Annotated in this window: 16 protein-coding genes and 6 pseudogenes; 6 read left to right on the forward strand and 16 right to left on the reverse strand. The window is 59.3% G+C overall.

Features of this window, described 5'->3' with window-relative positions; genetic code table 11:
- Positions 1-2 precede the first annotated feature (2 nt).
- From nodI to ACFOJ9_RS38540, 4 genes are all read right to left on the reverse strand, one after another.
- Positions 3-917 carry a nodulation factor ABC transporter ATP-binding protein NodI gene (nodI, locus tag ACFOJ9_RS38525; RefSeq protein ID WP_378976333.1) on the reverse strand — a complete coding sequence of 305 codons (915 nt, stop codon included), beginning with the start codon at positions 915-917 and terminating at the stop codon, positions 3-5.
- 92 nt (positions 918-1,009) lie between these two features.
- Entirely contained in the window at positions 1,010-2,365 is a 1,356-nt protein-coding gene (nodC, locus tag ACFOJ9_RS38530) for a chitooligosaccharide synthase NodC (RefSeq protein WP_378976335.1), read from the reverse strand.
- Positions 2,366-2,378: 13 nt separating this feature from the next.
- Positions 2,379-3,035, reverse strand: coding sequence for a chitooligosaccharide deacetylase NodB (gene nodB / locus ACFOJ9_RS38535; RefSeq protein ID WP_378976337.1), 657 nt, complete (start codon positions 3,033-3,035; stop codon positions 2,379-2,381).
- Positions 3,032-3,622 carry a NodA family N-acyltransferase gene (locus tag ACFOJ9_RS38540; protein WP_378976339.1) on the reverse strand — a complete coding sequence of 197 codons (591 nt, stop codon included), beginning with the start codon at positions 3,620-3,622 and terminating at the stop codon, positions 3,032-3,034. The genes nodB and ACFOJ9_RS38540 overlap by 4 nt, the downstream gene beginning before the upstream one ends.
- A gap of 252 nt (positions 3,623-3,874) precedes the next feature.
- Here ACFOJ9_RS38540 and ACFOJ9_RS38545 point away from each other — a divergent pair, with 252 nt between their 5' ends.
- The 6 genes from ACFOJ9_RS38545 to ACFOJ9_RS38570 all read left to right on the forward strand — a co-directional run bounded on the left by ACFOJ9_RS38545 (position 3,875) and on the right by ACFOJ9_RS38570 (position 11,215).
- A complete protein-coding gene (locus ACFOJ9_RS38545; RefSeq protein ID WP_095082092.1) occupies positions 3,875-4,792 on the forward strand; it encodes a LysR family transcriptional regulator in 918 nt (305 codons plus the stop codon).
- A 380-nt stretch (positions 4,793-5,172) separates the two neighbouring features.
- The gene (locus ACFOJ9_RS38550; RefSeq protein ID WP_378976341.1) at positions 5,173-6,252 is read left to right on the forward strand and encodes an IS5 family transposase; all 1,080 of its coding nucleotides are present in this window, start codon (positions 5,173-5,175) and stop codon (positions 6,250-6,252) included.
- A gap of 568 nt (positions 6,253-6,820) precedes the next feature.
- Positions 6,821-8,596 carry a nif-specific transcriptional activator NifA gene (gene nifA / locus ACFOJ9_RS38555; protein WP_095084246.1) on the forward strand — a complete coding sequence of 592 codons (1,776 nt, stop codon included), beginning with the start codon at positions 6,821-6,823 and terminating at the stop codon, positions 8,594-8,596.
- 437 nt (positions 8,597-9,033) lie between these two features.
- Positions 9,034-10,122 (forward strand): hypothetical protein, encoded by a 1,089-nt coding sequence (locus tag ACFOJ9_RS38560; protein WP_245331019.1) that lies wholly within the window; start codon positions 9,034-9,036, stop codon positions 10,120-10,122.
- Positions 10,112-10,987 carry a tyrosine-type recombinase/integrase gene (locus ACFOJ9_RS38565; protein WP_206073677.1) on the forward strand — a complete coding sequence of 292 codons (876 nt, stop codon included), beginning with the start codon at positions 10,112-10,114 and terminating at the stop codon, positions 10,985-10,987. The genes ACFOJ9_RS38560 and ACFOJ9_RS38565 overlap by 11 nt, the downstream gene beginning before the upstream one ends.
- A gap of 18 nt (positions 10,988-11,005) precedes the next feature.
- On the forward strand, positions 11,006-11,215 hold the full coding sequence (locus ACFOJ9_RS38570) for a hypothetical protein (protein WP_206073676.1): 210 nt from the start codon (positions 11,006-11,008) through the stop codon (positions 11,213-11,215).
- A 149-nt stretch (positions 11,216-11,364) separates the two neighbouring features.
- Here ACFOJ9_RS38570 and ACFOJ9_RS38575 read toward each other — a convergent pair whose 3' ends face one another.
- The 12 genes and pseudogenes from ACFOJ9_RS38575 to ACFOJ9_RS38630 form a co-directional block, all read right to left on the reverse strand.
- Entirely contained in the window at positions 11,365-11,595 is a 231-nt protein-coding gene (locus tag ACFOJ9_RS38575) for a helix-turn-helix domain-containing protein (protein ID WP_378976346.1), read from the reverse strand.
- 74 nt (positions 11,596-11,669) lie between these two features.
- Positions 11,670-11,846, reverse strand: coding sequence for a DUF2087 domain-containing protein (locus tag ACFOJ9_RS38580; protein ID WP_245331018.1), 177 nt, complete (start codon positions 11,844-11,846; stop codon positions 11,670-11,672).
- Between the two features lie 498 nt (positions 11,847-12,344).
- Positions 12,345-14,246 carry an ABC transporter ATP-binding protein gene (locus ACFOJ9_RS38585; RefSeq protein WP_378976348.1) on the reverse strand — a complete coding sequence of 634 codons (1,902 nt, stop codon included), beginning with the start codon at positions 14,244-14,246 and terminating at the stop codon, positions 12,345-12,347.
- A pseudogene (locus tag ACFOJ9_RS38590) lies at positions 14,246-16,004 on the reverse strand (ABC transporter ATP-binding protein). The gene ACFOJ9_RS38585 and the pseudogene ACFOJ9_RS38590 overlap by 1 nt, the downstream one beginning before the upstream one ends.
- A gap of 162 nt (positions 16,005-16,166) precedes the next feature.
- Positions 16,167-17,087, reverse strand: a complete 921-nt coding sequence (locus tag ACFOJ9_RS38595) for an SIR2 family NAD-dependent protein deacylase (protein WP_378976350.1) — start codon at positions 17,085-17,087, stop codon at positions 16,167-16,169.
- Positions 17,088-17,127: 40 nt separating this feature from the next.
- Positions 17,128-17,341, reverse strand: a pseudogene (gene nifT / locus ACFOJ9_RS38600) (putative nitrogen fixation protein NifT).
- Positions 17,338-17,658 (reverse strand): nitrogen fixation protein NifZ, encoded by a 321-nt coding sequence (locus ACFOJ9_RS38605; protein ID WP_378976354.1) that lies wholly within the window; start codon positions 17,656-17,658, stop codon positions 17,338-17,340. Before ACFOJ9_RS38605 ends, nifT begins: the two are co-directional and overlap by 4 nt.
- Before the next feature lie 61 nt (positions 17,659-17,719).
- The gene (locus tag ACFOJ9_RS38610; RefSeq protein ID WP_095082078.1) at positions 17,720-17,914 is read right to left on the reverse strand and encodes a 4Fe-4S dicluster domain-containing protein; all 195 of its coding nucleotides are present in this window, start codon (positions 17,912-17,914) and stop codon (positions 17,720-17,722) included.
- A 33-nt stretch (positions 17,915-17,947) separates the two neighbouring features.
- A pseudogene (nifB, locus tag ACFOJ9_RS38615) lies at positions 17,948-19,424 on the reverse strand (nitrogenase cofactor biosynthesis protein NifB).
- A 237-nt stretch (positions 19,425-19,661) separates the two neighbouring features.
- Positions 19,662-20,062 (reverse strand): annotated as a pseudogene (locus ACFOJ9_RS38620) (helix-turn-helix domain-containing protein); the annotation flags it as partial.
- Between the two features lie 321 nt (positions 20,063-20,383).
- A pseudogene (locus ACFOJ9_RS38625) lies at positions 20,384-20,682 on the reverse strand (ferredoxin family protein).
- 7 nt (positions 20,683-20,689) lie between these two features.
- Positions 20,690-21,994: pseudogene (locus ACFOJ9_RS38630) on the reverse strand (FAD-binding protein).
- Positions 21,995-22,104 lie beyond the last annotated feature (110 nt).

Raw genomic sequence — 22,104 nt, forward strand, 5'->3', positions numbered from 1 at the left:
ATTCACTTCTCCATCTCGCGCCCGGTCAGCCGCAAGAAAACGTCCTCCAGATTAGGGGGACGCTGCAGAAGCCGCAGACCAGCGCGCTCGCGTAGCTGCACCCGCACCTGTTCCGGATCGGGCGCATAGCAATAGAGTGTTTCGCCGCTCATCTCGATGTGCTGAACGTAAGGCCTGATCAGCGAACTCAACTCCCGCGGATTGCCACCGAAGATCTCGATCACATGGCACCCGATATGCTTATCGATCAGGGCGTGAGGGCTGCCCTCGGCGATATTGCGTCCATGCTCGAGTACGCACAACCGATCGCAAAGCCGCTCAGCCTCCTCCATGAAGTGGGTCGTTAAAATAATCGTCTTGCCGCGCGCCAGCAGGATACGCAGGCGCTCCCAGATCAGGTGGCGCGCGTGCGGGTCCAAGCCGGTGGTCGGCTCATCCAATACGAGCAGCTGCGGGTCGTTGATCAACGCACGTGCCAGCGTTAGGCGCCGCTTCATACCGCCGGATAGCTCGGCCACACGTGCATTCGCCTTGCTCTCAAGGCGGGCAAACTCGAGGAGCGATGGGATCACCGCTTCAAGCTCGCGAGCGCTCTTGCCAAAATAGCGTCCGAAGACCAGCAGGTTCTCGCGCGCTGTAAACTCGAGATCAAGGTTGTCGAATTGAGGGACCACGCCGACGCGCATGCGGGCCCAGCGAGCGCGTGACGGCACAGGTTCACCAAGAACCGTGATCTTGCCCGCGTCTGGCGGTATCATGCCGAGGACCATACGCGCGATCGTGCTTTTGCCCGCGCCATTCGGTCCCAGAAGGCCGAAGCACTCTCCCGGTGCAACGGTGAACGACAGCCCGTCGACAACGATTTTGTCGCCGTACGACTTCTTTACCCCGGTGAGTTCCATTGCAAATTTAGACATGCGCTTACGTCAGCCTTCGAAAAGCTATTCGGCCTGTGAGCTCCGCATGCTCGATGAGAAGCTCGGCTCGTCTGGGGTCAGAGCTTCTAGTCTTACTCGTCGCGGCAAATGCCGCCACACGTCGCCAGCCCCGCAGAGCATTGCGAAGGATCTTCCCTGTCAGTTGACCCAGTAATTGCGAGACGTGCTGTAGTCTTTGATACAGCAATCGTGATTTGCACGATGAATTGCCTGTTTCTCCTGTTTTGCACAGTGCCAATTTTGCGTGACAACCAATCACTATTGCTCAACGTACACAGCGCGTAGATTTTCACCGGAATTATCAGAAAGATTTGGATGAATGTGTGAAGAGCAAAGCCGAAAAATCGCAATTCACGTGCACGTAACGCTGCCACGCTGCAGCGAATCAATGTCATCGATGCGATCACCAGGACCGTCCACCACGGCATTTGGCCCGTGAGTGCGAGCTGCGCGATCCCTGTTAGTACTGAAACGGCGAGCAATAGCGGACCTAGATTCTGTCCGACCACGTCTAACGTGAGGTAGCCATTGAGGCTGGGCAGGAGGGGCAGCCCTAGCAGCGTGTCTCGAAAAGTGCTCCGCGCCCAGCGGAGTTGTTGGCGCAAATACGGCACCAGCCTGTCCGGAACGACTGTTGCGGCGATGGCGTCCGAAACGTATTCGGTTTGAAAGCCTGCTTTCAACATGAGGATCGTTAGATGACGATCCTCACCGAAGTCGCTCGGCTTCCCTCGAAACAGTTGCGTCTCGTACTGATCCAACAGGGAAACGAGCGCGGAGCGGCGGTACATAGCACATGGGCCGCAGCAACACATAACCGCACCGAAGCGAGCCTGTGCGGCGCGTTCCGTGTTGCAAGCCAGCCAATACTCCATATCGATCAATCGGGTCAACCAAGTGTCCATCCGGTTGCTGGCCGTCAACTGCCCCATGGCCGCCCCGATCACTGGATTTCGCATCTTTCGTGCAAGCTTGGTGATGACGTCGGATGCGATTGTCGTGTCCGAGTCGATGTTGAGCACCAAGTCTCCTGATGAGCGGCGTATCGCCGCAATCTGGGCCTTGCGCTTTCCGACATTTTTGGGAAGAAGAATGAAGTTGAATCTCGGGTCGCGCGCATAGGTATCGTGTACAGGTACGACGGCGTCGCAATTTGTAGAACCATCATCAACCACATAAACTTGCAGTTTTCCGGCGTATTGTTGGCTTGCGATGGAAGCTAGGCATGCCGAGAGCGTGCGCGGGTCCTCGTTGTAGCAGGGTACGATGACATCTACGCTCGGCCAAGGGTCGGGGCCGACCAGTTCGTCCGATGCTGACGAACCGTTTGTCCGCAGGGCATAAACCGCCTGCAAGCCTTCATATGCGGCCGAGAACAGCGCATAAAAAGACACGACGAAGGTACTGACTGGAGCTAGCAGGTCCATAGGATCTCATTGATCAGTGATGTTGTGGAAGGGAGCGAATTTCATATCCGCGGTCGTGTAACGCCGGAATCAAACGGGACAGCGCCGTTGTGGTCTGGTCACGCAGATGGGCGTAAGCGCCAAGAGTCAGCTCGTCGGGAGGGCACCCGTCGTGCAAGAGCACTATTGCGCCAGGCCGGACTGAGGTGAGCACTGCATCGACGATTGCATCGACGCCGGGGCGAGACCAGTCTCGTGGGTCAACCGACCAATGAAGGGGGGTCAGCCCAGCGATCTCCGAGGCTGTGATCACCTCTTGGCTCCAGGCCCCGTATGGCGCGCGAAAGTAGCGCACCGAGGCCTGCGGGCACGCCATCATGATGGCCAGGTTCGCGTCAAATATCTCACGTTGTACTTCCTCGAATCCGCATCGGGACAGATCCGTATGGGTCATCGTGTGATTGCCTACCTCATGCCCCTCTGCGATCATTCGTTGGATCAGTTCCGGCTGCTCTGCGGCGTAGGCACCGATGACGAAGAAAGTCGCCGGCACCCGATGTTGCGCCAGCACGTCGAGGATCTGCGGTGTGAAAAGTAGGTTAGCACCGTCATCAAACGTCAAATAAACGCTGCGATCGCTAACGCGGTCGGCGAACTCAAACGGCACTTCGGACAGATAGTTGGGGTTCATAGCTCTGGCCCGTTCCTGTCAATTATTGCACCCGTCGGCCAATCGCTCATCGGCCGCGTAACCGGTAAGACCACAACGAGCACGTCCTCAAGGCGCGTCGGCGGGAGGTCGGGATATACCTCTGCTTGGGTCGACCGTACGCGAACGCCCGACACAATGGTCGCCAAGTCGTCTCTGAAGAATCTTACAATATGGTTTCGCAGCGCGTGCCGAACCGTGCCGAAAGCGAATGGAACGCCAAGCTCCTGCAGCACTGGATAGACGACTCGGAACGAAAGGCTGATTCCGAGTCCTTCAAGATCCGGACGCACCCCGTACAATCCGAGTTCGCCCACCAGTTGATCGACTTCGCCAACCTTAATGAAGCGGCGTAGTAAGCCCATATGAGCCGCTACACCGCGCGAGTCATAGCCGATTGCACGCAACTCGGGTCTTGCTCCGGCCCAACTCCGATTGCCTGCAAATGGCTTCGCATTGAAGACCCCAGTCGGTCCATAAGTCTTTCGGAAGAAGTCGGCGAGTTCGATGTGGTCGGCCAGTTGCAACTCATTTTCCCAGCACAACCTCCATCGTAGCTGTGAGCGCATGGAAGCCTCATCTTGGTTACGGTTTCTCGAGCTAAGCGCCCACGCAATTAGCTTGTCGCGCCGAGCCGCCGCGACGTAGCTTGCGCAGATCACCGACAAATCTGGTCGCAATGGACATGCGACGCGCTTGATGTTCCACCCACATCAGAAGGTTTAGGGCTTCCATCCTTGGATACCCTATGCAAGGTTCTGCAAAATCGGTACAATCGTTTGTTTAGATGAAGCGCATACACGCTTTGGATGGCTTAAGACATGCGTTTCAAGGGTCTTGATCTGAATCTGCTCGTGGTGCTTGACGCGCTGCTGACCGAACGCAAGCTCACGGAGGCGGCACGCCGCATCAACCTAAGTCAGCCGGCGATGAGTGCGGCCGTCGCCCGGCTGCGCGATTATTTCCATGATGACCTATTTATCCTGAGCGGCCGCGTACGTATTTTGACACCGCGTGCGCAAGCGCTCGCCCCCGCAGTCCGTGACGCACTCCTGCAAATCCAGCGCTCGATTATTTCCCAGGACCCGTTTATCCCAGCTCAATCCGATCGGCGCTTCAGGATCATTCTTTCCGATTTCATCACACTAGTATTTTTTGGGAAGGTCGTGGAGCGTGTTGCCCGGGAAGCACCCTCCGTCAGCTTCGAATTGCTGCATGTCGACGACGAGCCGGATGAGCTTCTCCGGCGCAGTGACATCGATTTTGTAATTCTTCCGGATTTGTACACGTCGAGCGCGCATTCAAGAGTGGCGTTGTTCGACGAGAGGCTCGTGTGCGTGGGCTGCCCTACGAACAAACAGCTACCACGGCAGGTTACACTCGAGAGATATTTGTCGATGAGGCACGTTGCGGTCAGGTTCGGGCGCGCGCTGAGGCCCTCTATCGACGAATGGTTTTTCCTTGAGCATGGTCTTAAGAGACGTGTCGAGGTCGCCGTGCAGGGCTTCAGCATGATTCCGCCCATGGTGTCAGGCACAGATCGTGTAGCGACCATGCCGTTACGGCTGGTTAAGCATTTCGAAAAAACGTTCCCCCTGAAGATCATTGAACTCCCGCTGCCGCTTCCCACATTCACCGAGACCGTCCAATGGCCCGCCTTTCACAACAGTGATCCGGCAAGCATCTGGATGCGGGAGATGATGGTGCAGCAGGCGTCCCGGATGGCTACTCCAACGTGAGATCACGGGAGGTCGCAGAGTTCCTGGGTCTACTGAGCGTCTCCCACCGACTCCCGGGTCATAGCCCATGTCGGATGAAACCGATGCTAGCGGCAAGTGCGCCCGCGAGGTCGTCTAGCGCCGAGTTTCCTCAGGAAGCCAATCATCTCCACCACGGTCGTCTCTGCCTTGGCCTGTCAGAGCGCCAGGCCAAGGCCTTCCTTTAACCAGAGCCACTCCAGCGAGACCCGGGCCTTCGTTCCGAGTGCGTACGCCCCTTTTTCGAGTCCTGGAGCGGATGCCGTTATGGCGCAAAATGGGCAAACTGGAGGTCTCGAAAAACCTCCCCATTTTGACCGGTTTGTGATTCACTGCCGTTGCGATTTGGAAGGAGGGATTGGATGCGGGGACAGGCCGGGTTCTGGGATATCGATGAGCGCTATGCTCGGCTAAGCGAAGCCGGCGATCCCCTGGAGAAGTTGAACGCCGTTGTGCCGTGGGAGGTTTTCCGCAAGCCTTTGGCCAAGGTGCTGAAGCGCTCGGACGGCGCCAGGGGCGGTCGTCCTGCCTACGACCCGGTGATGATGTTCAAGATCATGGTGCTGCAGGCGCTCTACGGGCTGTCCGACGACCAGGCCGAGTTCCAGATCCAGGACCGGCTGTCCTTCATGCGCTTCCTCGGACTGGGGCTCGGCGACAGAGTGCCAGACGCCAAGACGATTTGGCTGTTTCGCGAGCATCTGACGCAGGCCTGCGCGGTGGAGAACCTGTTTGCCCGCTTCGACAAGCACCTCGCCAAGGCCGGCTATCTGGCGATGGGCGGGCAGATCGTCGACGCCACCATCGTGGCGGCGCCGAAGCAACGCAACACCGACGCCGAGAAGGCCGACATCAAGGCGGGCAAGGTGCCGGACGCATGGAAGGAGAAGCCGGCCAAGCTGCGCCAGAAGGATCGCGATGCCCGCTGGACGGTGAAGTTCTCCAAGGCCAAGGTCGCCGAGGAGGGAAAGGCGCAGCAGCGCGACATCGCCATTCCCGCTTTCGGCTACAAGAACCATGCCGCCATCGACCGCCGGCACGGCTTCATCCGCGGCTGGAACGTCACGAGCGTATCCGCCTATGACGGCGCGCAGCTTCGCAACGTGCTCAACCGCGCCAATACCGGGTCTACGGTCTGGGCCGACACCGCCTATCGCTCGAAGAAGAACGAGGAGTGGCTCGACCGGAACGGATATGTCTCCGAAATCCACCACAAGAAGCCGAAGGGCCGGCCTATGAGCGAAGCGACGTCGCGGGCCAACGGCCGGCGCTCAAAGACCCGAGCCTTCGTCGAGCACGTCTTCGCCCGTCAGAAGGCGCAGATGAAACTCTTCATCCGCACGATCGGCATCGCCCGCGCCAGGACCAAGATCGGCATGACGAACCTCGCCTACAATCTGATGCGCTACGTCTGGCACCAGGGGCGAACTGCGCCTGCATGACGCCAAAAGCGGCGGAAAACGCCGCCGCGACGCCAAACTCGGCACCCAGCATCAACCTCAACGACCAAAACCGAAGCCACTTCCCGCCATCAGCCCGGCCGAACCGCTTTGCCGCCCCACAGGTCTCGGAAATGCCGTAGTTCGAGGTGCCCAACTGCCAAGAATATCGTATTTTATCTGGGGAGAGACTCCTCAGCGTTGCGCCGGCGGCTTGACGTGCCGGAACTGCATAAGCAGCAAGATTTTGAGACCGACAAGAGAAATGTATTGACCTGATAGAATTCTATCAGAGCGCCGAGTATCCTTTCACAAATGAAAGGATAGCTCGATTGACTATCCTCCCTCGATCCGGTCACTTCGTCAACGTGCGGTTGCGCCTGACAGAAGCCGAGATGGCGGCCCCGCCTTAAGAGGAAAACCAAGACATGCGTCAGGCAATGCCCCGCTTGGCGGGCAATCGGATGGTGGCGCCCCAACTTCATGTCAGGGCCATTTTCGCGCTTGTCCGAAACGTCGCAGCTGCACCCTGCAATGGGCATTGTTTTCAAAGCGCGAGATCGAGGACGACATGCATCACAACATCGGCAAACCCGAACAAAGGGCCAGGAAGACGCCGTCGTGCGACAAGGACGCGCAAGGGGCTAACGCAAAGCCCGAGAAGAACGACGTGATCCCTGGTGTGCAGCCGTACGAAAGCGCGTTTACCGGGATCTCCGAAATATCGAAAGTACTCGCCGCTCCCTCCCGACTCGAAGTGGCTTTGGCCAAAACTCTCAAGCTGCTGCGCTCGTTTGTGCGGATGCAACACGGCATCATCTCTTCGTTCAACGGTGACGGCGTACTGGACATTGCCGTAAGCACCGAGTGGGACGAGAGCAGCGATGAGCGCTACCGCAGGCGCCTGCCGCGCAAGGCAATCGATCAGATTATGACGACCGATACGCCGCTCGTCGCCGAGAACATAGCGCTGCATTTGGCCTTCAGTGCCGCCGATATTGAAATGCTCGGGGCCTCAGACACCGTAGCAGTGTCGTTCATCGGCGTTCCCATTCGCGTGGATGCGAACGTCGTGGGCACCCTGACCATCGACCGCGCCCTGGACAATGGGCCAAGGTATCCGCCCGATTGTGATGTCCAGCTGCTCACCGTTGTCGCCACCCTGGTGGGACAGACCATTAAGTTGCATCGTTTGTCCCCCGGCGACCGCGCGCGACCGATGGCGGAGGGGGAACGGTTGCAAAAGCAGCCTGCGCGGGAGCGTAAGAAGGTTTACGTCAAGGGGATGATTGGCGACAGTCCAGCGCTAAACGCGCTGCTTGAGAAGATAGCGGTGGTTGCCAAGGCAAAGAGCACGGTTCTGATACGAGGCGAATCCGGTACCGGGAAGGAATTGGTTGCCAGGGCCCTTCACGAGTTGTCGCCGCGCGCCAAGCGACCCTTCGTCAAACTTAATTGCGCGGCATTGCCTGAAACAGTCCTGGAATCCGAATTGTTCGGCCATGAAAAGGGTGCCTTCACCAGCGCGTTCAATTCGCGCAAGGGACGGTTTGAGCTCGCTGACAAGGGGACGTTGTTCCTCGACGAAATCGGCGAGATCTCGGGGTCGTTTCAGGCAAAGCTCCTGCGCGTTCTCCAGGAGGAGGAGTTTGAGCGCGTCGGCAGCAACCAGACCGTTAAGGTCGATGTTCGCGTGATTGCCGCCACGAACAAGAACCTGGAAGAGGCGGTTGCAAGGAACGAGTTCCGCCGCGACCTCTACTATCGCATCAACGTGGTTCACCTGCAGGTGCCGGCGTTACGGGAAAGGCGCAGTGATATTCCGCTCCTCGCGGCTGAGTTTCTCAAGAATTTTAGTGATGAGAACGGCCGTACGCTGACCTTCGATCCGAGTGCGATTGAGGTACTGAAGAACTGTGAATTTCCCGGCAACATCCGTGAGCTCCAAAATTGCGTGCACCGGGCAGCGGTCTTGGCGGCGGGCCCATCTATCTTCAGAAAGGACCTTGCCTGCTGCGACGGTCAGTGCTTTGCCGCGGCGCTGTGGAAGGCCTCGCTGCAAGCTGGGCCGATCGTCCCGGTGCCAGTGAAGTCGAGCACGCCGCCGGCCGACGCCACCGGTTCGGCCGCCCTTGGGGTCCCGCCTCCCATAGGCGAGCTTGCGCCGTTAGCGCCTGCCGGCCCAGCCTACTTAAATGGCGCGAGGGTGACTGATGCCGATCGTGTCATTGCGGCTATGGAAAAATGTGGCTGGGTCCAGGCAAAGGCGGCGCGCCTGCTCGGGCTGACGCCGCGCCAGATTGGGTACGTGCTGAGGAAATATGGCATCGAGATCAAGCGTCTGTGAAAGGACTTTTAAGCGAAATCGACAAATCAAGCGTTGGTGGTTTGGGGAAGCCCGAGCCGCTCCATCGCGTGCATTTGAAAAGGTCTGCATGCTGAACCAATTGAGGGGTGCGCGTCATGATCGAGGGCGCCGCCACGGCACACCCGCATCCTTCAGGTCCTGCATAATCCGAGATATGCCGGCGCCTTCGTCTACGGTCGAACGCGTGGACGGCCCCGGGCCGGGCGGTGGCGTTTCGCAGATCAAGGTGGATATGGCTCGGTTCGTCATCCCCGACATGCATCCAGGTTATATCGCCTGGGAGTGCTTTAGGGCCAACTAGGAGCGTCTCACCACCAATGCACAAGCCTATGGAATGCAGCGCCGCGCCGGACCGGTGCGCGAAGGCAGCGCCTTGCTCCAGGGCCGCGTTCTCTGCGGCCCTGTGCGGCGAGCGCATGGGAGTTCATTATAGCCAAGAGCACGGCAAACCCGTCCCGACCTATATCTGCCAGGAGACCGCCACCCGTCGTGGCGGCAAGGTATGCCAGTCCGTGCCCGGCAAAGTCGTCGACCCCGCGGTGGGTGCATTGCTTGTCGAGCTGATGACGCCGATGACCCTTGACGTCACCCTGGAGCGGACGCGTCATGACGCCGAGCTCGCCCGGCGCCGCTACATGAAGGTCGATCCCGCCAATCGCCTCGTTGCCGACACTATCGAGGCCGAGTGGAACGAGAAGCTGCGGCCCCACACCGACGTCGTCGAAGACTATGAACAACGCGCGCCCGAGCAAGCCGCTGCCCTCGATGCCGAGACGCAGCAACGCGTCCGCGATCTTGCCGAGCAGCTCCCGCGGATCTGGAGCGATCCCCGCATCGACATGAGTGAGCGCAAGCGCATCCCGCGTCTGCTGGTGGCCGACGTCACCCTGGTCAAGGCCGAGAGGATTATCGCAAACGTGCGACTATCCGGCGGGGCGACCCGCACCTTGACGCTGGACCGGCCCTTGCCGATCGCCCAGATCCGCAAGTTCAAGCCTGAGCTCGTCGCCGATGTAGACCGCTTGCTCGACCGTCATTGCGATCGCGAGATCGCCGATATCTTCAATGAACGCGGTCTGCGAAGCTGGGAAGGCAAGCCGTTCAACTCAAGAAGATCGCCTTCATCCGTGGGGCCTACAACCTGCCCGGCCGTCGCCAGCGCCTGCGGGATTGTGGTCTGCTCATCACCCAGGAAGTGGCCGAACACTTCGCGATCGCCGAGACCACGGTGCATCAATGGGGGCGCCAGGGCTCATCACCAAAGTCTGCAGCGACAATCTCAACCGTGGTCTGCGGGATACTCCTTCCGGCCTCACGATTATCAAAGGCCGCCCGGGTCCGAACGCCGTTCCCGCCCGCCGTGCCTTAATTACCGCTCCATCAACCGGACAGGACTCATTATGAAACATTCAACCCAGCGCTATTTGCAGATGACGCCGGATCTCCTCGAGGCGGCCAGCGAGCGCTTTGCACCGTACGCGATGGAGGCCAACCATGACGGATAAAAACCTCCTTGGTCCGTGGATTCGTCGGTTTCTACTGGAACATCTTGTCGCCGAGCGCAATCTTTCCCGCAACACCCAAGCCAGCTACCGCGACACGCTGGCTCTGTTGCTGCCGTTCGCTAGCAAACAGGAAGGCTGTGCCATCGATTGCATGACCGTCGAAGAGCTGACGCCGGAAGTCGCCCGTAAGTTCCTGGACCATCTGGAACGTGATCGCCGATGCAGCGATGCAACCCGCAACCAACGGCTTGTGACCATTCATTCACTGGCTCGCTTCATCGGCACGCGGTCGCCGGTCCACCTGGCCTGGTGTTCCGAGATAAGGGCAATCCCATTCAAGAAGACCGCAAAGGCCGCGATCGGATATCTCGAAGAGGCCGAGATGGATGCGCTTCTCGGTCAACCCGACAGGCGTACGACTCTGGGGGCGCGCGACCATGCTCTGCTGCTATTCCTGTACAACAGCGGTGCTCGCGCGGATGAGGTAGCAAAATTGACGGTCGGCAATCTTCAACTGGGCGCGTTTCCTTCAGTGCGTCTTCATGGCAAGGGGAACAAGATCCGGATCTGCCCATTGTGGCCAGCGACGGCAACATCGCTGGCCCGCCTGGTGATCGATCGGGATAAAAGCGATGCAGTCTTTCTTGGGCGGATGAAGGAGCCTCTGACGCGGTTCGGAATACACCGCGTCGTGACGCAATATGCTGCCATGGCAAGCAAAGCCGTTCCGACCCTGACCAAGAAGCGCGTCAGCCCCCATACGATTCGGCACACGACAGCCGTCCACCTCCTGCGTGTAGGTGTCGATATCAACACGATCCGCGTTTGGCTGGGCCATGTGTCGTTGGACACCACGCACATCTAAGCCGAGGTGGATCTGCAAATGAAGGCCAAGGCGTTGGCCAAGGTTGATATCAGCAGCCTGAAAAAGCCCCCACGTCAACGATTCCCTGCCGTCATTGATGGCATTCCTGAAAGCATTGTAGTGCAATTGCCATCGCCGTTCTTCTTTATGTGGCGGCTTGGGCCGAGGAAATCACCGAGAGCCTTGGCTCACCCCTGCAGCCGCAACATAAATCTGGCCGCAACATAACGACTGCAGCCATAGCCGCCGGGATGGACGGCGCGATACGGCGAGCATTAGCGTGCCCCGGCTCTTCAGTTCCAGCGCCAGCCCCGCCCATTCGGCTCCGGAAGCCGCCGCAGGCCCTGCTTGAGCCCGCCCTGGCGAACAGCCGGCGCTCAAGCGCGTCGTCGGTCAGCTCGCCCGGCAGCGGCCAGTTCAACCCCGCCTGCCGGAGCTGCACGCTTCAGATTATTATCCTGCACGGTGCTGCGCGCTGTGCCCAGCCTCTGGGCGATCTCTCGGGCGCTCGTTCCGTCACCCGCAAGCCGCAGCATCTGTCGTAAATGTCTCATGGTCAGCCTTCTCTTTGCCGGCATTACGCGTCTCTTGTTCCAAAGGACCGTCATGCCAAAGTTGCTGACCCAGGTGCTCCTTCTCAGGCTTCAAAGTGGCCGGATATTAATCGGAATGGTGGCCAGCTTCACGTCGGAACGGCGGCCGGCTTCAAGCTAGAATGCCCGGCCGGATATGTCGGAATCTGCACGTAAACCTTTCCGTCGTCGGTGCGCTCGATGATGCCCCAATCGATCAGCCCGGACAGATCGTCATGCACGCGCTTCAGGTGCTCGATCAGCTCCCACCGCTTGGGGCTGATCACCGTGAACAGCTGCGAGGGCGAACTGAATGTGAAGGTTCCGAAGGGATACCCGTTCGCATGGCCTTCTTTGCGCGCTCGATGGACTCTACCAGAACGGCATCGGCATCGCTGCGGACCTGGATACGCGCTGTTTTCATGACTGCTATCGCCTCAAAGAAGCCGCTGAAGCCTTTGCCCGGGAAACAAAGTCAAACTAACAAATCCACATCTGTCCTGCCTTGCGGGTGGAGGAGTTTGACTGACCTTAACCGGGGGAATATTGAAGTGACCCGCGGGGACACATCGCGCATGGTCCAGCTTCGGGATGGACTGCTGTCGAGACTGATCAGCCCGGAGACGCCATCGCGAATCTGCGAGATAGATGCGACGCAGCCTGGCCGCCGAACCCGATCATGTAGCGCGGCCGCCGACACTATCGCCGACGAGCACGCCAGGTCCAACGATCTCGTCGGCCTCAACCAGATGGAACGGTTGAGGCCGACAGCGGCCGACTTTACATCAGGTCCGGGACCCCCCTAGTGCGGTGGTATCGAGTTTTTCTTCGGGAATGTCGTCGAAGGATGCGTAGTTAAGATTGTAGAGTTTGGAATAGAACCCACCCATGGCCATCAGTTGGTCGTGGTTGCCGGTCTCAATGACCTGGCCATTCTGAAGTACAATGATGCGGTCGGCACCACGGATTGTTGCAAGGCGGTGGGCGATGACGAGGCCAGTGCGGTCTTCAAGAAGTTTTCTCAGAGCCTTCTGGATCAGGATTTCCGTGTAGCTGTCGATGTTGGCGGTGGCCTCATCAAGAACCAGGATCTTGGCGTCGGCAACGAGAGCGCGGGCGAAACTGATGAGCTGGCGCTGGCCGAGAGAAAGGTTGCCACCGCGTTCTCCGATTTCGGCTTCATAGCCGTTGGCAAGGCTCATGATGAAGTCGTGGGCGCAGACCGCCTTGGCGGCCTCGATGACCTTGTCGCGCGTGGCGTCGGTCTTATGGTAACGAATGTTATCGAAGACCGTCCCCGTGAATAAGAACGGCTCCTGCAGCACCATGGCGATTTGGCCGCCGAGCGATTCTTGGGTGAGATCGCGCACATCATGTCCGCCGACCAGCACCTGGCCCTGCTGAACATCATAGAGGCGGCGGACGAGGGCCATCGCACTCGATTTGCCAGAACCGGTTGGCCCGACCAAGGCGACCGTCTCGCCGGGATCGACCCGGAAGGAGACATTTTTCAGCACCGGATGGTTGGGTTCGTAGCCGAAGGTGACGTTCCTGAATTCGACCGAGCCGCCCATTTCCGGCGAAAGCACCCTGGCACCCGGTTTGTCCTGTACCTCGATCTTGACGTCGAGCACATCGGTCAGGCGCTTGCCGGAGGCCATGGCACGCTGCATGACCGAATATTGCAGGGTAAGTGAGCGAATTGGGTCAAAAAAGCGCTGGATGTAGAACAGGTAGGCGACCAATACGCCCACATCGATTCTACCATTCATGACCATGGAGCCGCCGACCGCGATCATGACGGCCATGGCCAGGCCGGTGAGGCCATCGACGATCGGGACCATGACCTGTGCACACCTAGCAGCGATCAGGTGAGCCCTGAGGTTGGCATGTGCCTTATCGTCATAGAGCATGAAATTTACCTGCTGACGGTGCATGGACTGTATGGTACGCACGCCGTGAATGGCTTCGGCTAGCGCGCCATTGACGACCGAATTGGTCTCATGTGCGGCCATGAAGGCATGGCGGGCACGCGGCAACCAGACGATGCGGATGATCAACAAGGCCGGCAGGACAGAGAGCGTCAGGAGGCCGAGGCGGAAGTCGAGGTACAACATCACGAAAACAATGCCGAAGAGAAGCGCAAAATCGGCTACGGAATAGATTGAGGTTTCGAGGAATTCGTGGATGGCGTAGACGTCGCCTTGAAGGCGGGACATCAGGCGTCCGACCTCGGTCTTGTCCATGAAGGAGAGCGAAACCTTCTGCAGATGACCAAACATGGCGCGGCGGATATCGAAGAGGACGTTCTCGGTCATTTTCCCCACCGCGGTTTCCTGTGTGTAGGCGGCGCCGAAATTAACCACAATGGTGAGGCCGAACGCCTCGGCGGCCGCAAGCAGGGCGGAGCGATCAGCGCCAGCCGAAGTCATGGCGTGGTCGATCGCGTAACGGATGATAAGCGGCATGAGAAGCTGCGTACCGGTGAAGATCATCAATGCGGCGACGGAGATGATTACCATAGCGCGGTAGGGGCGGACGAAGGCCCAGATGCGCCGAACGATGTTGTTGTCGAAAGCCCGGCCGAAGATCTCCTCCTCGATGTGATGGGAGCCGACGACAGCGCGCGGGGGGCGCCTGCCGTCATTGGTTTCGGTTTCGGGTTCGCTGACATGCCCCTTGGCCATCAGGTCACGCCTCCATTCGCGATCGCGATGTCATCACTGGCGCGCAACTGGAAATCGTGCAAGGCGCTATAGCGTCCTCGCTTGACCAAGAGCTCTTGATGGGTACCGCGCTCGACGATCTCGCCGTTGTCGACAAAAAGGATCTGGTCGGCGTGCGTGAGCAAACTCAGCCGGTGGGCGATGATGATCGTAACCCTATCCTTGGCGAAACGTCGTATCGCCGCGCGGATGCGCTGCTCGGTGGCCCCATCGATCGCGGCCGTTGAGTCGTCGAAAACGACGATTGATGGGCGCAGCATCATCGTGCGAGCTATCGTGAGACGCTGGCGCTGGCCGCCCGAGAGAGAGGCGCCGCGTTCGCCGACGACCGTCTCGTAGCCTGATGGCAGGCTAAGGATGTAGCTGTGCAGCTGGGCGGATTCGCTGGCGCGCTCGATCCGCTGTTCCCTCGCCCAGGGATCGCCGTAAGCGATGTTGTTCTCGATCGTCGTGGTGAAAAGGAATGCATCCTGCTGTGCGACGGCGACCATCTTGCGAAGCGTCGCGAGGGTGACCCCGCGGATGTCATGCCCGTCAAGCGTGATGGCGCCCCCGCTCACGTCGTAAAAGCGGGCAATCAGATGAGCCATTGTCGATTTGCCGGAACCCGGCGGACCGACGATCGCGATCGTCTCGCCCCTGCGGGCTTCAAAGCTGATATTCTTCAAAATGGCGCGGTTTTCGGTACCGGGATATGCAAACGAGACATTGTCGAACCGCAGAATGCCTTCACTGATCTCGAGCGGTCTGGCGCCGGGAGCATCCCTGATCGTGATATCCTGGTCGAGGAGAGCGAAGAGACGCGAACCGCAAGTCGAAGCGCGGGCGAAGGCATTGACCATCAGACCGATCTGGCGGACGGGCATTTGCAGGATCGTCATGAAGGTCAGGAACGTCGCCAGCGTCCCGACCGTGATATCGCCGGCGATGAGCTTGTTGCAACCGATCCAGAGCACCAACCCCATGGCGAAAAAAAAGGAGAGGGTCATTGCCGATGTGTTGGGCACGGAGACGTCAACCTGGTGGTGTGCGCGGTCGAGCGCGTTCTTCGAGGCGCGGTCGAACTTCAGCATCTCATAAGCCTGTGCCGAAAAGGCGCGGACGACCCGGATGCCTGCGAGATTTTCCTCCATCACGCGGCTCAGGACCGAAAGCCGCTCCTGCAGGTCTAGCCAGGTGGCGCGCAGCCTAAGGTGTGTGACCGACGAGCGCCAGGCGACGAAAGGTACGAAGCTCAGCGCGACCAGGCCGAGCACCGGGTCGGTTGAGATCATAGTGTAGGCGCCGATCCCGATCAGCATGCTGAGCAAGAGCACGCGAACCAGTGCGTTGGAAAAATACGTCCGCACGCCGTCAAGATCGAGAATACCGAGCATGATCAGATCACCTGAATGCACGCGATCGTGATAGGAAAAGCTGAGACGCTGGATCTTGTCGTAACAAGCGAGCCGCAGTTCGTACGCGACTTGATGCCCGACGGCTTCGGCAAAATAGTTCTGCGCCATCGTGAAGAGGCCGCGTAGCGCGCTGACACCGAGCAGCAGCAGAGCCGGGGTCCAGAGCGCTTGTTCTGCCGTGGTCCCCGTGACACCGTCCCCGATCGCTATCTGGGTCTGGTCGACAGCCCGCCCGAGAAGCTGGGAATGAGCAACTGGAGGATTACTGCTCCGATCGTGGAACCGAAAGCGAAGGTGACCTGCCGAGGTGCCGCAAGTTCATACGCGTAATGCGCAGCAGCGTATTCAAGCCTCGCCCCCGGCGGGTCGCCTCCGCATGGGTGGCCGAATTCAGAGCGTTCGTTGCTGTGCCAATGGCATTGCTCACGGGTGTGTTCCCGACTGAATTTTGCCCCCTTGACGGCAAGCCGGACGGCTTTCCATATCAAAGGCGTCCGCGAAGTTGATCCTGGCCATCTGCTGCAGTGCGCGCTCCGACAAGCCGAGCCACCGCTTCGCTTGCTGACATATCGATCACCGTGATTCCGCTTGCCGCCAGAAAACGGGCTTCGTTTCTGGTCAGCGTTTGCGCATCCATTACCGTGCAATGTGGGCCTATGGAGCGCTTCAAGATCTGCCTGGCATAGGTGCGCAGCATCTGATCATTGAAGCGGCAGCCGAAAAAGAAAAGACCCCGATCGTTGCGCCGTTCCTTCACCGCGTCTGGGATCGGGGTCTGAATATCGATTTCGGTAAGGACTTCGACATAGTCGGAATCCGCCACTAGGAAATTTGCCGCCGGCCTAATGCTGCCGTGAGGTGTATAGAGGACCGTCTTTGCCACCGATCCGGATTCGAGTTCGTTGCCGGACAAATCATACGTTTTCGTCCAAATGTCACCGAATTCGTTCGACCGAGTTACGCCTTGTATCTCGACGACGTCCGTTCGGCCGGCATCTGCGAGGGCCGCCCGCATGGCGCCGTCGTACCAGCTGTCGATGATGAGGGAGAGCGGCAGCGTTGCGAGCCAGGCGTGGAGGACAGTCGGCGCCGCCGGCGCTGCGAAGATCTCGGCCATCCATGTTTGAAGTGTGCGGCGGTGCCGGCGCTGTTCAATAAACTGCGCGACCGACCACATATTGGTGCGGATCTTGGAAGGTGCTGGCATCCTCGTGTTGAGCGCCGCGGCGACGGCTTCCGAGGTAAACGGTACAGTCGGCTCCGCGGAGCTCAGCCGGAGAAGGCCCGGACCGAGATACGGGATCACCTGATCGGCGGCTAGCGCTTGCTTCGCAAGCTCAAGCAGCTTTTCGGCAAAGCTGTCCCGGACAATGACGAGGTGCCTCGAGGGTGGGATCGTGTTCATGCTCGCTTCCTCTGGTCGCGCTCTCTATCAATCCGCGGCATTAGTCCTCGTCGGAGATCTTCCTTGCCTCGACGGTGATCGGCAAAGGCGTATCGCGTGGAAGGTCGGGTAAAAACGAGTCGCCAGCCGTTTTTGAGCGTCACGGCCCCGCCCCACAACGCTTCCTTCTCGAGTTTGACGATCGGCTCTTCGAGATCCTTCTTGGGGATATACGCCGACAAGCCAGCGCCGGTCCTGCGGATCATTACTTTCATCTGGCCGTTCCTTCATTCACAGTGCTGTCGGTCCTGCTCGGAGCCTCGACCTTGTCGAGGCTCATCAGTTCACGCGCTCGCATGCCGACCACCGTGCCACGATCGATCCACTCGACCGCGTAGATGAAGAACTGCTGGAGAAAGGTGCCAACATCGCGCACATAGCCCTCGTCGCCCTTCCGCACGAGGTTTTCGCCGATCTGCCTGCCAGGAAAGGTGCCGTCATTCTTTATGTGGCGCGTGGCACGGACCCGCTCACCCGGCTCAAATCGTGGAAGTTGGTGGATTTCGACCTCCTGTTCGCGTCCGAGCCCCATGGCCGTTCCTTCCTTCTTGAGGTGTCAGTTTGTTGATAAAGGCGTTTCAGGCCACCGGATATCAAGCAGGAACGCAGGTCTTCGGCATAGGGCACACCGAGGCGCATTGCTGCGTATCGAAGGCCCCCTCGCATTCGGTGCACTTGTCCCGCTCGATCACGTAGCTCTCGCCCTTGAATTCGATCGCGCCTGAGGGACATTCGAACTCGCAAGCGCCGCATTGAGTGCATTGGGATGCGATGATCTTAAAACTCATTGTAACTCCTGGTTCGGTTGGGAATGAGACGGCTCAGGCCGTCGCCGCCAGCGGTTGGACGCTAAGCTCGGCGGCGTAAAGCGCGCTGATTGCCGTCTCGATGTAGTCATGCCCGTAAGCGTCGCTCGCTCGGATTCCAGCTTCCGCGAGTTGATCCTTTGGACAATCTCCGATCTTGGCGCACAGCACGATGTCTATGCCCCCCAGAGCAGCGATGATTGCTGCGAGGGTGCCTTTTTTCCCCCAGCCGCCGAGGCAATACTGCTCGACCTTGCGATGCCCGACGAAGGTGATCCCGCGCGGCGAGGCTTCATAAATCTGGAATTCCTTCGCATGGCCGAAATGATCGTTGACACGGCCGCCGCCCTTGGTCGCAACTGCCACAAGAAGGGACTTGCCGGAACCTGCTGCCTTGAGCATTCCGATCGCCTTGCTTCTGCCGCCATGTGATCGCGGCGCTCGTGCGCGACCACCTCGCGATAGGCCTCGCGCTTGCTGGCGTCGTAGTGACCTCGGTGGGAATTCGGTCGAGTGTGAATTCCTGGCCATCATCCTCGCCGATCAGGCCGACGGCATCGGCCCGGCATTGCCGGCAATGGCGCATCAACTTGGCGCCGCCTTCGAGACGATCCTGGAGGGCCTTGAGCTCCGTTGCATTGGGGCCGCGTTGCCCGGTCAGGCCGTAATGCGTACCGTGCGCGGGGTCGGAAATCAGGGGCATGACATTGTGCAGGAACGCCCCGCGCTCCTTGACCCATTTATTTACCTCGATCAGATGCTCGTCGTTGACGGCGGGGATCACCACCGAGTTGATCTTGGTCAGGATGCCGCGCGCGCTCAGCATTTCCAGACCCAGCATCTGCCGCTCGTGCAGGATCCGGGCGGCTTCGATGCCGGTATCGGCGGTGGCCGTGAAAGATCCAAGGATAGATCTTTGCACCGACTTCCGGATCGACCATGTTGATGGTGATCGTCACGTGATCGACATTCATGTCGGCAAGCTCGGCGACGCGATCCGGTAGCGCGAGTCCATTGGTCGATATGCACAGCTTGACGTCGGGGATCTCTCTGGCGACTCGCTCGAACGTTGCCTTTGTCTTCTTCCAGTCGTAACAGGCGTCGCCCGGTCCGGCGATGCCGAGTACCGAAAGCTGCGGCACTTCGTTGGCAACCGCGATCACCTTGCGTAGCGCCTGGTCGGGAGTGAGCTTTTCCGAGACGACTCCGGGCCGGCTTTCGTTGGCGCAGTCATATTTGCGATTGCAATAGTTGCACTGGACATTGCAAGCCGGCGCGACCGCAACGTGCATGCGCGCAAAATAATGGTGGGCTTCTTCTGAAAAGCAGGGATGATCCTTGATTCTCTCCAGACAACCGGATCCAAGTCGTCTGGCTTCTCCGACGAGCCGCAGGATGGCGATGTGCAGCCAGCCGATTTCGCCGTCGCCAGCAATTGGTCGAAAGTCGTCGTGCTGGTCAGGGCCTCAAGCGAAACGATCGGTGCGGGCATCGAACGGCTCCGTTGCTGGTGGACGTCGCAGCTGGAAGCGCAAGAGCCATGCCAGCTCAAAGAGCGGTTTTAATTCACGATTGGCTTTCCGTGTCGAATTCTGTCGTTTTGTTCGGACAGCGTTTTGTCGGCATTCCGACAGGCGGACAAGCGGATCGGGGCCGCGAAGGCAAGCGTGTCTGAGCCACAGTTCAGCAGCGCTGATGCAGCCCGCCATTGCAGGTCATCTGATCTCTGGAATTTCTTCACCTTGATGCCATACCGGCGCAGAGCGTAGCCGATTTGCCGCGGCGTGAGGTCGAGGATACGGGCGGCCTTTGCCTGAACCCAGCCCACCTTCTCCATAGTGTCGATCAGCCGGTCGCGCTCTGTCAGACGCAGGGCTGTCGCTGGGCAAGCAGGGACGATACCTTGTCGTGTGGAGTGCCGATGCGGCTGGCCAGCAGCCCTGATCCAGCCGGCAAAATGTTGCTGCGTGACAGCCCGTCGATTGCATTGGCGCCATGCGAACTCTCGGCTGCTTTCCACAGGAGCGAAGAAAGGCATTGACTATTCGTGCAGGCGAAGTCCGACGAAGTGATTGTCCATGACCGAGCAAGTGTAGCCGTCCATTGCACGCAGTTTTCCAGCTCGCGCACAGCAGTGTCCAGGACAACCACTGCTGCGTGGCGCATTTGCAGAAAGGACGGAGGACCTTCACAACGTTGGCGAGCGTAATCTCCAGCGGAGCTGGCGCAGTCAGAACCTTCGATATCTCATAAATTCCCTGAGTGAGAGATCGGCTTTGTGCATGGTTTGAGGGCCGGTTCCGCCCGATGTCCGGAGGACCTCCTTCATCGAACCGATCCCGCAGCATATGGGCCATCGAAACACCTCAGCGGTTATCCAGGATACTCCTCCCAAGCGCGCCTTGGTCGTTTGAACTCCAGTATTCATTTGAACAGTGCGGGCGCCGCCGATCATCCGAACTTGAAGAGGACACCGAAGCCGCCGCGCGGATAGTTCCACTCGATCTCACCGCTGGCCTCGCACAAAATCCGGCAGGTGCCGCACTCCATGCAGCCATCGGGGTGATCTCCACTTGGCCTGCGTCGTTCAACTCATAGCATTTGGCCGGGCACACGCGGGTCAGGGCGAGAAGGTTCGGGCTCGGCTTCTCGTGCGGTCGCACTTTGATATGCGGGCGGCCAGGATCGACCAAGTAGCGGTTGTGGTAAAGCTTGTCCTCGACGCGTAACTTGGTCACTGCCATCGTCATCTCTCCCTCAGCGCCACGCGCATGCTAGGCGGACCGCGTCGCTGACCAGCCCCCAGCGCGAACGAGCCTTGACGAAGGCGGCCGTGGTCGCTTTTTCCTTGTCGATCTTAGGGGTGCCGTCGACGCGCAGGAAGTTCTGCGCGGCCTTGGACAGCAATTGCGGATATGTGGTGAAGAAATTGCACGAATTGGTATGAAGCAAGGCTGGCATGTCCTTGTATTTGCGCAGATCTTTGACCACGAATGAATTGTCAAGCATGATCTTGTAAAAGATAGGTTCCGTTTAGTCATTGGATGACTGCGCCTCTTGAGCTGAACGATTGCCTCAGCCGCGATACGGCCGGAGGTCATGGCGAGGTTCGAACCCTCGCGATGGATGGCGTTGTTCAACTGCGCGGCATCGCCGACCACCACCCAGCCGTCGCCAAAGAGCTGCGGAATCGCCTTGTAGCCACCTTCGGGAATGAGATGCGCGGCATATTCTTTGACCTCGGAGCCGGCGATCAGCGGCCGGATCGAAGGATGGTTTTTGAAGGCGTCAAGGAGAGCGTAAGGGCTCTCCATCGCTGCGGCGAAATCGGAAACGAGGCAGCCGACGCCCAATGAGATTGACTCCTTGTTGGTATAGAGGAAGCCGAGCCCGGCCATGCCGTGGGAGATCGTGCCCACCGCCTCGATCACACAGCCTTCATCGCCGTTGAGGCCGAACCGCTGCTCGATGACCTCTTCGGGCAGGAAATGCATCTCCTTGACGGCGAGCGCCACGGTTTCTGGTTTGGGCATCGATCGCAGGCCGGCCCGGGTGCCAAGCAGCCCGCACACACCTTCTGCGAGAACGACCACGTCCGCGCCTATTATTCCGCCGCTCCGATCTGTGCGGACGCCGATCACCCTATCCCTGCCATCTCGGACGAGCTCCGTCACGGTCGTCTCACAAAGAACCGTCGCGCCAGCCTCGCGCACCTTGCGCGAAAACCATTTATCGAACTGTGCGCGGATGATCGTATAGCGGTTCGCTTCGCCTCATTGAAGTGGTCCGACCGTGGTGAATCCCGGTGTGGGAGGTGTCGTCCATCACCCAAAGCCGCTGTTCGACCAGATGCCGCTCGAGAGGCGCATCGTCCCGGAAGTCCGGGATGATCTTCTCCAGCATGTTCGCGTACATGATGGCACCCTGGACATTCTTGGAACCCGGATATTCGCCGCGCTCCAACTGCAGCACCTTCAGGCCGTGGCTTGCCATGGTGTAAGCAGCCGCGTTACCGGACATGCCGGCCCCGATGACAATGGCGTCGAATTCTTCCTCGATCATGTCCATCTTCCTTAACTCGCTAGCTTGTCGCGACTATGCGGCGACAGCCGCCGGGTGAAGGCTTCCGTCAGTGCGGGCAGGAAGCGGATCGCATCAGTGACGATTCCAAG

Source organism: Mesorhizobium cantuariense (assembly GCF_042647205.1).
In the GTDB taxonomy this organism is placed as follows: Bacteria; Pseudomonadota; Alphaproteobacteria; order Rhizobiales; family Rhizobiaceae; genus Mesorhizobium; species Mesorhizobium cantuariense.